Genomic DNA, 12,851 nt, shown 5'->3' on the forward strand with positions numbered 1-12,851 from the left:
TCTCAAGGAATGTGATGGACCTCCGTATCGAAGACCGCGTGTACCTCGTCACCGGCGCGTCGTCCGGAATCGGCGAGGCAACCGTCCGCCTCCTGGCCGCCGAAGGCGCCACCGTCGTCGGCGTCGCCCGCAAGCCCTGGAGCACCGAAGCCCTCGGCGACCGGGTCAGCACCGTCGCCGCGGACCTCACCGACCCAGGCGCCGCCCGCCATGTGGCCGACACGGTCATCGAACGCCACGGCCGGCTCGACGGCCTCGTCAACAACGTCGGCGCGCTGGAGTCCCGTACCGGCTTCCTCGACGTGACCGACGAGCAGTGGAAGAGCACCTTCGAGGTCAACTTCCACTCCGCGGTCCGCATGACCCGCGCGGCCCTCCCCGCGCTCCTGTACACCGGAGCGGGCGCCGTCGTACACATCGCGAGCGAGGCCGCCCGCTTCCCCGACCCGGGCATCGTCGACTACGCCGCCACCAAGACGGCGCTGCTCTCCCTCTCCAAGTCCCTCGCCGCGGAGTTCGGCGCACGCGGCGTGCGCTCCAACGTGGTCTCGCCCGGGCCCACCCGGACCGCGCTCTTCGACGCTCCCGGCGGCTTCGCCGAGCAGCTCGGCGAACGGTTCGGCCTCCCGGCCGACGAGGCCGTCGACCACTTCATCCGCGAGGTACGCCGACTCCCCAGCGGCCGCATCGGCAGCCCCGACGACGTCGCCGGCGTCATCGCCTACCTGCTCTCGCCCCTCGCGGGGCAGGTCACCGGCGCCGAGTGGAGCGTCGACGGCGGCGCCCTGCGACAGGTCTGACCGGGCCGATGCGCGCCTCCCTCCTCGCCCTCGCCATAGGTGCCTTCGGCATCGGGACGACCGAGTTCGTCATCGTCGGTCTGCTCCCGGAAGTCGCCGACGACCTGTCCGTCTCCATCCCCTCCGCCGGCATGCTGGTCACGGGCTACGCCCTCGGCGTGGTCGTCGGCGCACCGCTGATGACCGCCGCCGGTGCCCGGCTGCCGCGCAAGACCATGCTCGTCGTCCTGATGGCCATCTTCATCGCCGGCAACCTGCTCTGCGCCCTGGCCGGCGACTACACCGCCCTCATGGGCGGGCGGTTGATCGCCGCCCTCACGCACGGCGCGTTCTTCGGGATCGGCTCCGTCGTGGCCGCCGACCTGGTGGCACCCGACCGGCGGGCCAGCGCCATCGCCCTGATGTTCACCGGCCTCACCCTGGCCAATGTGCTCGGCGTACCGCTGGGCACCTTCCTGGGCCAGGAGTTCGGCTGGCGCTCGACCTTCTGGGCGGTCACCGGCATCGGGATCGTCGGACTGGTCGGTCTGATCGCCCTGGTTCCGGCCCAGCCCGCGCCGGAACGCGGAGCGCTGCGCGGCGAACTCGCCGTCTTCCGGAAGCCCCAGGTGTGGTTGGCGCTGACGACCACGGTCCTCGGTTTCGGCGGGGTCTTCGCCTCCTTCACCTACCTCGCGCCGATGATGACGGAGCTGGCCGGCTTCTCCGACGGCGCGGTCGCCTGGCTCCTCGTCCTCTTCGGGGTCGGGTTGTGCGTGGGCAACGTACTCGGCGGTCGGGCCGCCGACCGGGCCCTGATGCCCAGCTTGTACCTCATCCTCGGCGGCCTCTGCCTGGTACTGGTGGTCTTCACCTTCACCTCGCGCGCCGCCGTACCAGCCGCGATCACCCTGGCCGCCTTCGGGGCGATCGGATTCGCGACGGTGCCACCGCTGCAGGCACGTGTGATGCAGCAGGCCGCCGGGGCCCCGGCCCTCGCCTCCGCGGCGAACATCGCGGCCTTCAACCTCGGTAACGCCCTCGGGGCCTGGCTCGGCGGCCTCGCCGTCGCCCACGGCCTCGGGTGGACCTCACCGACCTGGATCGGTGCCGGACTGGCCGCGGCCGGTCTGGGCACTGCGGCGCTCTCCGGCCGGCTCGACCGGCGCAGCCAAGGCCGCCACGGCAGCCGAGGGAACGGCGGACCGCACCCGCAGCCCGGCGCAGAGCTCCCCACCGCACCACTCACGCACGCACCAGGTGCCGGACACGGCACGCACTCCATCGTCGAACAGAAGTCGAGGTAGACGCACATGAACGGTGTAGATCGCCGGACCATGCTCACCCGCAGCGCGGCCGTCGTCGGAGGCGCAGCGGTGGCCGGCGCCCTGTCCGGCCCCGTGGCGGCGGCAGCCGCCCCGAACGCCTCCGGCGACGCGGCGCGCGCCGCGGCCGCCGGGACCGGATCCGTCGTCAGGCCGGGGGATCCGCGCTACGAAATGCTCACCACGGGCAACAACCAGCGCTTCGTGGCACGCCCGGACTACATCAAGATGGTCCGCTCGACCGCGGACGCCGAACGCGCGCTGAGAGACGCCGTCCGGGCGGGCAAGCGGGTCTCGGTGCGCAGCGGCGGCCACTGCTTCGCCGACCTTGCCGCCCACTCCGGCACCCAGGTCATCATCGACTTCTCGGAGATGACGCACGTCGGCTACGACCCGAAGTTCCGCGCGTTCGTCGTCGAGGCGGGCGCCCGCCTGATCAACGTGTACGAGGCCCTCTACAAGGGCTGGGGCGTCACCATCCCCGGCGGCATCTGCTACGGCGTCGGAGCCGGCGGACACATAGCCGGCGGTGGCTACGGACTGCTCTCCCGGGCCCACGGCCTGGTCGTCGACCACCTCTACGCCGTGGAGGTCGTGGTGACCGACGGGAAGGGCGGCGTACGCACCGTCGTGGCCACCCGCGAGAAGAACGACCCGAACCGGGAACTGTGGTGGGCACACACCGGCGGGGGCGGCGGCAACTTCGGCCTGGTGACCCGCTACTGGTTCCGCTCCCCGGGCGCGAAGGGCTCCGACCCCTCCGAACAGCTGATATCTCCGCCGTCGAAGGTCCTGGTGAGCGCCGTCGACTTCCCCTGGGAGCAACTGACGGAGGCCAAGTTCACCCGGCTGCTGAAGAACTTCGGCGCGTGGCACGCCGCCAACAGCGCGCCCGACTCCCCGTACCGCAACCTCTCGAGCCTGTTCAACGTCAGCTCCAAGGCGCACGGCAGCCTGGGCATGTTCACCCAGGTCGACGCGACGGTGCCGAACGCGAGAAAACTGCTCGACGACTACCTGGCGGCGATCACGGCCGGCACGGGAGTCACCCCGAAGGCGCTCACCCGCCCCACGGGTGAGCTGCCCGCCATGCCGCAGTTCGCGGAGCCGAGGACCCTGCCCTGGCTCCAGGCGACCAGACTGGTCGGCACCAACAACCCGGTCATCACCAACCCCACCTCACGCGGCGCGCACAAGTCCGCGTACATGCGCAAGAACTTCACCGACCATCAGATCTCCGCGCTCTATCGGTACATGAGCCGGCCGGACTTCAAGAACCCCGACACCATGCTGGTGCTCTTCTCCTTCGGCGGCCAGGTCAACGCCATGGCACCCGACGCGACGGCCAACGCGCAGCGCTCCTCCATCTTCAAGATGTGCTTCCAGACCTTCTGGCAGGAGGAGTCCGAGGACGCGTTCTACCTGGGCTGGCTGCGCGACCTGTACGAGGACTTCTTCTCGGCGACCGGCGGCGTACCGCTGATCGACGACAGCACCGACGGCTGCTACATCAACTACCCCGACCGTGACATCACCGACCCCCGTCGCAACAGGTCCGGTGTGCCGTGGCAGACGCTCTACTACAAGGACAACTACCCGCGCCTACAGCAGGCGAAGAGGACGTACGACCCGTCCGACTTCTTCCGCCACTCGATGTCGATCAAGCCTGCCCGAGGCTGACCCCTCCCCACCCGTAACCCCTGGTCACAAGCCCCGTACTCCGGTCTCCGGAGTGCGGGGCTTCTGTCGTTCCCGTCCAACCGTTCGAGTGGCCCCGGGTGTTCGTTGACTCCCCGGCCGGCTCCGGGAAAGCTGTGTCTTGGCCGGAAGAGGGCAGCTGAAAAGCCCCTCGCAGTGAGATCCGATCCCCTGGCCGCCACCTCCCGACAGGCCCGCGGCACATCGCCGTGCCGCGCCCTCGCACGCCCCGCCACGGCTCGATTCCCCACGCGTCAGAAAGCACGCGTCAGAAAGTAGAGGAAGCCATGCGTTCCGTCGCCGTAGTCCTCGGCACCCGGCCGGAGGCCATCAAGTTCGCGCCCGTCATCCGCGCCCTCCAGGACGACCCGCGCTTCGAGCCCGTCGTGATCTCCACCGGGCAGCACCGCCAGATGCTGGACGAGACCCTCGACGCCTTCGGCCTCACCGCCGACGTCGACCTGAAAGTGATGGCCCCCAAGCAGACCCTCTCCCAGGTCACCTACCGCTCGCTGCGCGGCCTGGAGGACTACTTCGCCACCGCACCCGCCGACGCCGTCCTGGTCCACGGTGACACCGCCACCACCCTCACCGGAGCCCTGGCCGGATTCCACCAGCGGATCCCCGTCGTCCACGTCGAGGCCGGACTGCGCAGCGGCCGGCTCGGCTCGCCCTTCCCCGAAGAGGGCAACAGACGGCTCGTCGCGCAGGTCGCCGCCCTCCACCTGGCCCCCACCCCCGGCAACCTGGCGAACCTGCTGCGCGAGGGCATCGCCGCCGACACGATCACCGTCACCGGCAACACCGTCATCGACGCCCTGCGCTGGGCCAGCGGCCGCGCCGAGAGCTACGGCGACCCGGCCCTGGCCGACCTCGACCGCGACCCGCGCCGGATCGTCCTGGCCTCCGCGCACCGCCGCGAGGCCTGGCCGCACCTCCCGCAGATCGGCCGGGCCCTGGCCCGCATCGCCGACGAGCCCGGTGTGCGCGTCGTCGTCCCGCTGCACCGCAACCCCGTCGTCCGCGAGGCGCTCCTCCCGCACATCGGCAGCCACCCGAGCATCACCGTCGTCGACCCGCTGCCCTACCTCAGCTTCTGCAAGCTCATGGGCCGTGCCGACGTCATCGTCTCGGACAGCAGCGGCAGCCAGGAGGAAGGGCCCGCGCTCGGCAAGCCCACGCTCGTCCTCGGCGACGTCACCGAGCGGTCCGAGGCCATCGTCGCCGGCACCGCCTGCCTCGTCGGAACGGCCACCGAGGGCATCGTCACCCGCACCCTGGCCCTGCTGCGCGACCGCGCCGAGTACGACCGGATGGCCACCGCCGCCAACCCGTACGGCGACGGACGGGCCACCGACCGCACGGTCGCCGCGCTCGCCCACTTCTTCGGCCTGGGCCCCGCGCCCGAGCCCTTCGTCCCCGACAGCGCCGTCGACGAGCTCAGCGTCGAGCTCGCCCGCACGGCCGACTTCGCCCGCACCTGAACCCCGGAGAGGAACCGCCGCATGAGCGCCACCCCGTCCGCCGTCGAACGCCCGCTGAACTTCAGCACCCCGTACCTGAGGGCCGCGCTCGTCCGCGACGCCGTGGACTACACCGTCGAAGGCCGCACCATCGTCGTCAACCCCGGCGTGACGCCCGTGACCATCGCGGAGGAGCCGCGCAAGACCATCCCCCCGCTCTCCTCGACCGTCCTCGCCGACACCCGCATCGAGAAGGCCGACGCGCTCCTCCTCCTGCGCACCGCCCCCGACGGCACCGACATCACCGGCATCACCGCGGAACCCGGCTGGTCCCACCTCGCCGACCTCCTCGGCCCCGGCGAATTCCCCCGCGAGACCGCCCTGTACCGCAGCCCCCAGGACGACATCAACACCGTCCTGTTCGACCCGGCCCACGTACTCGGCGAGCGCGCGAGCGCCATGGACCTGCGCGAGTTCAACGTCCGCGCCAACCTGTGGTTCTCGCCCGCCGGAACCGACTGCGCCGTCCACAACAGCCACGACTTCATCGAGGTCCACACCCAGGTCCACGGCCTGGGCCGGATGCAGCGCTTCCGGGACCGCGACCACGCCTCGCTCTACCAGGACGTCCTGATGAGCCCCGGCTACACCACCCCGGACCCGTTCTGCGCCACCGGTCCCCAGTGCACCTACCACTACCCCTGGCACCAGTACCGGGCCGACACCGACTGCATCTGGCTCGCCATCGAGTACCACCCCGTACCCCGCGCGCTGCGCACCCTCCGCCCCGCGACCGTCCTCACCTCCCTGGAGAACCACTCATGACCACCACCGGCACCGGCAAGAACCCCGAGACCGTCCTGCGCGCCCCGAAGTTCACCGCCGAGGTGGTGGCCGACCAGCTCCGCGACGGCTACTGGCTGGAGGCACCCGACATCAACGGGGACGGCAAGCCCGACCTGTTCGGCTACGGGCTGCGGCTCGGCGAGATCTACTGGTACGCCAACGACGGCGACTGGACCCGCCGGCTGATAGCCGACCGCATCAAGATGCCCGTCGGCGCCGACTTCGCCGACGTCAGCGGCAACGGCCACCCCGACGTCATCGTCTGCTACGACCTCTACGGCCCGATCGGCACGATCCACGACGCCAACACCGAAGGCGGCAAGATCGACTGGCTGGAGAACCCGGGCACCCCCGACAAGGATGAGTCGCGCTGGAAGCGCCACTACGTCGGCCGCGCCACCGGTATGCACCGCCTGCGCGCCGGCCACTTCACCCGCACCGACCGGCTCCAGATCATCGGCCTGCCGATTGTCGCCAAGGAGGACGTCCACGCCGTCCTGCCCGTCGTGCTGTTCACCCAGCCCGACGACGTGCACACGGCCGAGGAGTGGCCGATGACCGTCATCGACGACAGCCACTTCCGGATGATCCACGGCGCCGAGAAGAAGCAGGGCCTGGTCCCCGGCTCCGACCTCGAATCCCTGCTGCTGGCCTCCGACGAGGGCGTCACCTGGCTCTGGTTCGACGAAGCCCGCCAGGAGTGGGTCCGCGAGCTGATCGGCACGGGCGAGCTCACCCAGTTCGAGCAGACCGGCTTCCGCGGCAGCGGCGACCTCAACGCGGGCCGGCTCGGCGACGACCCGATGGCGTACGTCGCCGCCATCGAGCCCTTCCACGGCAACACGGTGGCCGTCTACACCAAGGCCGAGGGCGGCGAGGGCTGGAACCGCGTCCTGCTCGACGTGTACGGCGACCCCAACGAGAACGGCGAGGGCCCCGGCCACCAGATCGTCTGCGCCGACTTCGACGGCGACGGCGACGAGGAGTTCCTCGTGGCCCTGCGCGGACCGTGGCCCTGGCAGGGCGTCATGTACTACAAGGCGATCGACGCGGCCAACGGCGTCTGGGCCAAGTGGCGGGTCTCCGAGGAGTCCGTCGCCCGCATCGCCACGGCCGACTTCAACGGGGACGGCCGCCTGGACTTCGCGACCATCGCGTACTCCGTCCAGAACTACTACGTGGCCAAGGACGCCAAGCTCATGGTCTACCGCAACGAGATCGACCAGTAGCGGGTGTCCGCGCCGGGCCCGGCGCCCGCGCCGGCCCGCACGGGCCCCGCGCCCCGCGCCCCCGCGCCCTGAGACCCGCGCCCCGCGCCCCGAGACCCGACGGTCAGTACCGCCCTTCGCGACGCCCGCACGGGCGTCCAGCACGCCGCCCGGGACCGTGCCCCCACCGCACGGCGGACCACGGCCCCGGCGGCCGTCCTTCACGAACCTCTTCCGCACCTCTTCCGAAAGAGCGATTCCCTGTGGCCTCCACGACGTCCCCCGACGCCGCGAAGCGGGCGAAGCTGCCCTCACTGACCGGCCTGCGGTTCTTCGCCGCGCTCTCCGTCTTCTTCTTCCACTCGTCCCTGACCGACTCCCCGATCCCGCCGAACGCGCCCATCAACCCCTTCGCCGACGCCACCGTCGCCGACTGGTTCTCCACCGCCTTCGGCAAGGCCGGCTACCTGGGGGTCTCCTTCTTCTTCGTCCTCTCGGGCTTCGTCCTCGCCTGGGCCGCCAAGCCCGGCGAGCGCGTCACCGCCTTCCTCCGCCGCCGGCTGCTGAAGATCTTCCCCAACCACGTCGTCGTCTTCGCCGCCGCGATGGTCCTCTTCGCCGGCTCGGCCGTCACCGGCGTCGCCGACTGGCTCCCGAACCTCTTCCTCATCCACACCTGGTGGCCGCAGCCCACCGTCAACCTCAGCGTCAACCCGCCCAGTTGGTCCCTCGGCAGCGAGCTGCTCTTCTACATGCTCTTCCCGGCCCTCATCGTTGCGATCCGGCGGCTCCGCGGCCGGACCGCCCTGTGGGGCTGGAGCGCCGCGATGGTCGCCGGGATGGTCGCCCTCCAGCTGATCGCCACCTACTTCGTCCCCGACACCCCGAAGTCCACCATCACGCCGATCTCCGGGATGCAGTTCTGGTTCGGCTACCTGCTCCCGGCCGGCCGCCTCTTCGAGTTCGTCCTCGGCATCCTGCTCGCCCGGATCGTCCTTTCGGGACTGTGGCCGCGCCGCGTCGGCTTCGGCGTCTCCCTCGTGCTCACGGTCCTCGGCTACGCCGCCGCGCTCGTCGCCCCGTTCCAGTACGGATTCGTCGTCGCGACGATCATCCCGGTCGCCGCGCTCATCGGAGCCACCGCACAGGCCGACGTGGACGACCGGGCCACCTTCCTGCGCAGCCGTCCCATGGTGTGGCTGGGCGAGGTGTCGTTCGGCTTCTACCTCGTCCAGGGCGTCACGATCTTCTACCTGCGCTCGCTGCTGGGCGAGCACACCTACGGCGTCCCCGTAGCCCTGCTGGTGATCGCCGGCTTCTTCGCCGCCTCGCTGCTGGGCGGCTGGCTCCTCTTCCGCTTCGTGGAGATGCCCGCCATGCGCCGCTTCGGCCGCGCCAGGACCCGTACGCCGTCCACTGCGGTCCCCGCCCCGGCCCGCGAGCCTTCGGGTGACCGGACCCCGGTCACCGCGGCCGCCCGGGACTGACCCGCCGCCCTACCGCTCCCCGCTCCACCGCTCCCCGCCCGCGTCGGCATCCGCCGACGCGGGCTTCGGGTTTTCGTTCCCCGCCGCCGCAGCACCGGCGGTCAGGCTCGACAGCATGCGCAGGGCGGCGTCGGAGGGGGAGGATTCGGGGGCGCTGTAGAGCAGCATCCGGTGGTTGGTGCCGTCGGTGAGGTGCAGGTTCTCGAAATCGAGGGTCAGCGGGCCCACGACCGGGTGGTGCAGGGTCTTGGTACCGACCGTGCAGTCCCGTACGGGGTGCTTCGACCACAGCGAGGCGAAGTCGGGGCTCTGCAGCATGAGCGCCCCGATGAGCTCGGCGAGCGCGCGGTCCTCCGGATTGCGCCCGGCGACCAGGCGCAGGGCCGCCAGGGCGACCCGGGCCTCGCTCTTCCAGTCCGTGTAGAGCTCCCGGGTGTGCGGATCCAGGAACAGCATCCGCGTGAGGTTCGGGCGTACGGACGGGTCGTCGGGGCTCGCGATGTCGACGTGCCCCGCGAGCAGGGCGTGCCCGAGCGGGTTCCAGGTGAGCACGTTGTTGCGGCCGTCCAGGACGACCGCCGGGACCTGCGGCATCGCGGCGATCAGCCGGCGCGTGGTGTCACGGGCGTACTCGGGGCGCGGCGACTGGGCCCGCTTGGCGCGCGGCGGCCGGGCGAGGTTCAGCAGGTGCGCGTGCTCGTCCGGGGTCAGCCGCAGGGCGCGGGCCAGGGCGTCCAGGACGCTGTCCGAGGCGTTCGTGCTCTGCCCCTGCTCCAGGTGGGTGTAGTAGGTGATGCTCACGCCGGCCAGGAGGGCGAGCTCCTCGCGCCGCAGCCCGGGCACCCGCCGGCGGGTGCCGTGGGAGGGGAGCCCGACGTCCTCGGGCTGGAGCTGGGCGCGACGAGTGCGGAGGAATTCGCCCAGGGCAGTCGGTGTGTCCATGCGTTCCAGTGTGCCGGGGGAGGGCGCCGGACGGGGCCCGTGAAGGTGGCCCTGGGAGTGCTAGCTTGCCCGGCGCCAGCACAACCAGGGGGCTGGGTAACCCTCTCCGACCGGTCCAGAGTCGATGACGCAACAGCTCGTTGCGTGATCGAGAGGAAGTGTGGGGCGATGTCGGTCGTCGAGGGTGCGCGGGTCGATACGGGAACGGAGGGGCCCGTTCGTTTGGACGGGCGTCTGAAGTTGGTGTTGGTGGTGCTGCTGGTGGCGCAGTTCATGCTGGCGGTTGATTTCTCGATTTTGAACGTGGCGTTGCCGGTGATCGGTGACGGGCTGGGTTTCTCGTTGTCGAACCTGCAGTGGATCGCGACGTCGTTCGCGTTGTGTGCTGCGGGTTTCACCCTGTTGTTCGGCAGGGTGGCTGACCTGTTCGGGCGTCGTCGGTTGTTCCTCGTCGGGTTGGCGGTGCTGGGCCTGTCGTCTCTGGCGGGTGGTTTGGCGAACAGTCCGGAGATGCTGCTGGTGGCGCGCGTGTTCCAGGGTTTGGCGACGGCTGCGGTGACGCCGGCCGGGCTTTCGCTGCTGACGACGTCGTTCCCCGAGGGGCCGCTGCGTCAGAAGGCGCTGGGTCTGAACGGTGCGTTGATGTCGGCGGGGTTCACGACGGGCGCGATCCTGGGCGGTGTTCTGACGGATCTGCTGTCGTGGCGGTGGGCGTTCTTCATCAATGTGCCGGTGGCGTTGGCGGTGTTGTTCATTGCTCCGGCGGTGATCAAGGAGTCGCGTCCGTCGGTGCGTCCGAAGCTGGACCTGCCGGGGGCTACGGCGGTCACATTGGGTCTGCTCGCGTTGATCTACGGGCTGACGCAGGCGGGTGAGCACGGTTGGGGTGCGCCGTCAGCGCTGGGCTGGCTGGCCGCGGGTGTGGTGCTGCTGGTCGTCTTCTACGCCATCGAGTCGAAGAGCTCGGCCCCGCTGGTGCCGGTTTCGGTGTTGAAGAAGAAGACGGTGGCGTGGGGCAACATCGCGGGTCTGATCGCGTTCCTCACCGAGACCAGCCTGGTCTTCCTGATGACGCTCTACCTGCAGGAGGTCCTGGACTTCTCCCCGCTGACGGCGGGTCTGTCGTTCGGTGTGTTGGGTATCGGCACGGTGATCGGTGGTTCGTTCGCTCCGCGGGTGATCGGTGCAGTGGGAACGCGGTCGACGCTGATCATCGGTGGTGTGCTGCAGGCGGTGGCGACGTTGAGTCTGGTGGCGCTGGGCGAGACGTCGGCGTCGATGTGGCTGCTGCTGGTCGCGACGTTCGCGGGTGGTGTGGGCAACATGCTGGTGATCGTCGGGTTCATGGTGACGGCGACGACGGGTCTGCCGGATCACGAGCAGGGTATGGCGACGGGTCTGGCGACGATGACGCAGCAGGTCGGCATCACGATGGGTACGCCGATCATGTCGGCGATCGCCGCGGCCAACACCGACATCCATGACGGGATCACGACCGCGGTCATCGTGAACACCGCGATCGTCCTGGTCGGCACCCTCACCACCGTCCTCTTCCTCCGCACCAAGCAGCCCAGCTGACGAAGTGTGCGCCTCCACTAAGGCAACTCCGCCTTGTGACGGCCCTGCCCCGGCCGCGAACGTTGGCCCCGGGCCCGGCGCGAGCGCCGGCTACCGATGGAAAGGAACCCCGATGGCCACACCCACCGTCGTCAGCTGGGAGCAGGTGTCCGTGCCCACCCCGTCCGGGCCCCTTCCGGCCCGGGCGTACCGGCCCGGCACCGCTTCACCGCAGGGTTGGCTGGTGTGGGCCCACGGGGGCAGTTGGCGTGCCGGATCCGCCCAGGACTGGCACGGCGCCACCGCCGAACTCGCCCGCCACTCCGGCTTCGGGGTGGTGAGCGTGGACTACCGGCTGGCCCCCGAGGTACGCCACCCGGCCATGGTCGAGGACATCCTGTCCGCCCTGACCTGGGCCGGGGAACAGCCGGACGGGTCCGCCGGAGCCCCGTCCGTGCCGCCCGCCCCGCCCGTCCTCGCCGTCGGCGGGGACAGCGCCGGCGGCACCCTCGCCGCCTCGGCCGCCCTCGTCTGCCGCGACCGCGGGGTGCCGCTGGCCGCACAGGTACTGGCGTACCCGCCGCTGGACCCCGGCTGCGCGGCGGCCTCGTACCACCGCTTCCCGGACATGTTCCCCACGGCCTCCTACCTGATGGCCGCCTGGCAGGACTACCGGCACCCGGGCCGGCCGGTCGCCGCGGACGGCACACGGCTCCACAGCACCCCCTTCGAAGCCGCCGACCTGCGCGGACTCGCACCGGCCGTGATGGCCACCGGTGACCTCGACCCCGTCAGCGACGACGTGCACCATTACGGGCGCCTGCTGCGGGCTGCCGGGGTGGAGGTCGCCCTACGGGAGTTCCGGCAGACGGGTCACGGGGCGTTCCTCCAGCCCGGCCGCGGCCCGGGCGGGCACCCGACGGCGTCGATGCGCGGCTGGCTGGGACTGGCCCTGCGCCGGCTCACCTCACCGCACGACGCCGAAACCCTCCCCCCTTCCCCTCCATGGAGCTGACATGACCACCACCGACGTCCCCAACCTCGACGCCCTGCTGCGCCACTTCGCCGACCTGCGCGACGGCATCCACGGCGGTTCCGTCTCCCGCCCCGACAAGGAGGAGCACTTCCGTACCGCCGCCCGCCTGCTGGACCCGTACGCACGCCGGGCGCTCGGCGAGCTCAACGACGAACTGCTCCTCGGACAGGGCGTGATCGACGCCAGTGGCGTCCAACGGGCCGACGACCGGAGCCTCTTCCACGCCTGGACCCTGTGGTGGGACGAGCAGTCGGCCGCCGACATCCCGCCCGTGACGCTGTACGCGCACTACGGAGCCTCCTTCCACCACCCGCACCTGCGCGGCGCGACGGTCTCCGAATGGCCGCTGAACGTCTTCGACGACGCACAGGCCGCCGCCGAACTGCCCACCCTGCGCGCGATCGCCGCCGCGGACCTCCACAACCTGGTCTTCGAACGGGACTTCAGGATCGTGCCCGCGACCGTGGCGGGCGCCACCGGTCTCCCCGCCCACCAGCACTGAAAGGCGGC

At 70.9% G+C, this 12,851-nt stretch carries 11 protein-coding genes; 10 read left to right on the forward strand and 1 reads right to left on the reverse strand.

Features of this window, described 5'->3' with window-relative positions; genetic code table 11:
- The first annotated feature begins 14 nt into the window (after positions 1-14).
- The 7 genes from OG594_RS15510 to OG594_RS15540 all read left to right on the forward strand — a co-directional run bounded on the left by OG594_RS15510 (position 15) and on the right by OG594_RS15540 (position 8,806).
- Positions 15-800: an SDR family NAD(P)-dependent oxidoreductase gene (locus tag OG594_RS15510; RefSeq protein WP_266599205.1), complete on the forward strand. Its 786-nt coding sequence runs from the start codon at positions 15-17 to the stop codon at positions 798-800.
- 8 nt (positions 801-808) lie between these two features.
- A complete protein-coding gene (locus OG594_RS15515; protein ID WP_266599207.1) occupies positions 809-2,086 on the forward strand; it encodes an MFS transporter in 1,278 nt (425 codons plus the stop codon).
- A 6-nt stretch (positions 2,087-2,092) separates the two neighbouring features.
- A complete protein-coding gene (locus OG594_RS15520) occupies positions 2,093-3,784 on the forward strand; it encodes an FAD-dependent oxidoreductase (protein ID WP_266599209.1) in 1,692 nt (563 codons plus the stop codon).
- A 305-nt stretch (positions 3,785-4,089) separates the two neighbouring features.
- Entirely contained in the window at positions 4,090-5,286 is a 1,197-nt protein-coding gene (gene wecB / locus OG594_RS15525; protein WP_266599211.1) for a non-hydrolyzing UDP-N-acetylglucosamine 2-epimerase, read from the forward strand.
- A gap of 21 nt (positions 5,287-5,307) precedes the next feature.
- Positions 5,308-6,090 (forward strand): hypothetical protein, encoded by a 783-nt coding sequence (locus OG594_RS15530; RefSeq protein ID WP_266599213.1) that lies wholly within the window; start codon positions 5,308-5,310, stop codon positions 6,088-6,090.
- On the forward strand, positions 6,087-7,340 hold the full coding sequence (locus OG594_RS15535) for a VCBS repeat-containing protein (RefSeq protein ID WP_266599215.1): 1,254 nt from the start codon (positions 6,087-6,089) through the stop codon (positions 7,338-7,340). Before OG594_RS15530 ends, OG594_RS15535 begins: the two co-directional genes overlap by 4 nt.
- Positions 7,341-7,582: 242 nt before the next feature.
- A complete protein-coding gene (locus tag OG594_RS15540) occupies positions 7,583-8,806 on the forward strand; it encodes an acyltransferase (protein ID WP_266599217.1) in 1,224 nt (407 codons plus the stop codon).
- A gap of 9 nt (positions 8,807-8,815) precedes the next feature.
- On the opposite strand, the gene OG594_RS15545 is transcribed toward OG594_RS15540, so the two are convergent.
- The gene (locus OG594_RS15545) at positions 8,816-9,748 is read right to left on the reverse strand and encodes a helix-turn-helix domain-containing protein (protein ID WP_266599219.1); all 933 of its coding nucleotides are present in this window, start codon (positions 9,746-9,748) and stop codon (positions 8,816-8,818) included.
- Between the two features lie 168 nt (positions 9,749-9,916).
- On the opposite strand from OG594_RS15545, the gene OG594_RS15550 reads away from it, so the two are divergent.
- The 3 genes from OG594_RS15550 to OG594_RS15560 all read left to right on the forward strand — a co-directional run bounded on the left by OG594_RS15550 (position 9,917) and on the right by OG594_RS15560 (position 12,843).
- On the forward strand, positions 9,917-11,326 hold the full coding sequence (locus OG594_RS15550) for an MFS transporter (protein WP_266599221.1): 1,410 nt from the start codon (positions 9,917-9,919) through the stop codon (positions 11,324-11,326).
- Positions 11,327-11,438: 112 nt separating this feature from the next.
- Positions 11,439-12,320 (forward strand): alpha/beta hydrolase fold domain-containing protein, encoded by an 882-nt coding sequence (locus tag OG594_RS15555; RefSeq protein ID WP_266599223.1) that lies wholly within the window; start codon positions 11,439-11,441, stop codon positions 12,318-12,320.
- 1 nt (position 12,321) lies between these two features.
- Positions 12,322-12,843, forward strand: coding sequence for a hypothetical protein (locus tag OG594_RS15560; RefSeq protein WP_266599226.1), 522 nt, complete (start codon positions 12,322-12,324; stop codon positions 12,841-12,843).
- Positions 12,844-12,851: the final 8 nt, after the last annotated feature.

This window comes from Streptomyces sp. NBC_01214 (genome assembly GCF_026340975.1).
Lineage (GTDB): Bacteria > Actinomycetota > Actinomycetes > Streptomycetales > Streptomycetaceae > Streptomyces.

What these genes read in the sequence shown, in the direction of transcription:
- OG594_RS15545 (WP_266599219.1), bottom strand. Translation starts at nt 9,748, where the DNA reads ATGGACACACCGACTGCCCTGGGCGAATTCCTCCGCACTCGTCGCGCC.
- OG594_RS15515 (WP_266599207.1), top strand. Translation starts at nt 809, where the DNA reads ATGCGCGCCTCCCTCCTCGCCCTCGCCATAGGTGCCTTCGGCATCGGG.
- OG594_RS15530 (WP_266599213.1), top strand. Translation starts at nt 5,308, where the DNA reads ATGAGCGCCACCCCGTCCGCCGTCGAACGCCCGCTGAACTTCAGCACC.
- OG594_RS15535 (WP_266599215.1), top strand. Translation starts at nt 6,087, where the DNA reads ATGACCACCACCGGCACCGGCAAGAACCCCGAGACCGTCCTGCGCGCC.
- OG594_RS15560 (WP_266599226.1), top strand. Translation starts at nt 12,322, where the DNA reads ATGACCACCACCGACGTCCCCAACCTCGACGCCCTGCTGCGCCACTTC.
- OG594_RS15555 (WP_266599223.1), top strand. Translation starts at nt 11,439, where the DNA reads ATGGCCACACCCACCGTCGTCAGCTGGGAGCAGGTGTCCGTGCCCACC.
- wecB (WP_266599211.1), top strand. Translation starts at nt 4,090, where the DNA reads ATGCGTTCCGTCGCCGTAGTCCTCGGCACCCGGCCGGAGGCCATCAAG.
- OG594_RS15550 (WP_266599221.1), top strand. Translation starts at nt 9,917, where the DNA reads ATGTCGGTCGTCGAGGGTGCGCGGGTCGATACGGGAACGGAGGGGCCC.
- OG594_RS15520 (WP_266599209.1), top strand. Translation starts at nt 2,093, where the DNA reads ATGAACGGTGTAGATCGCCGGACCATGCTCACCCGCAGCGCGGCCGTC.
- OG594_RS15510 (WP_266599205.1), top strand. Translation starts at nt 15, where the DNA reads ATGGACCTCCGTATCGAAGACCGCGTGTACCTCGTCACCGGCGCGTCG.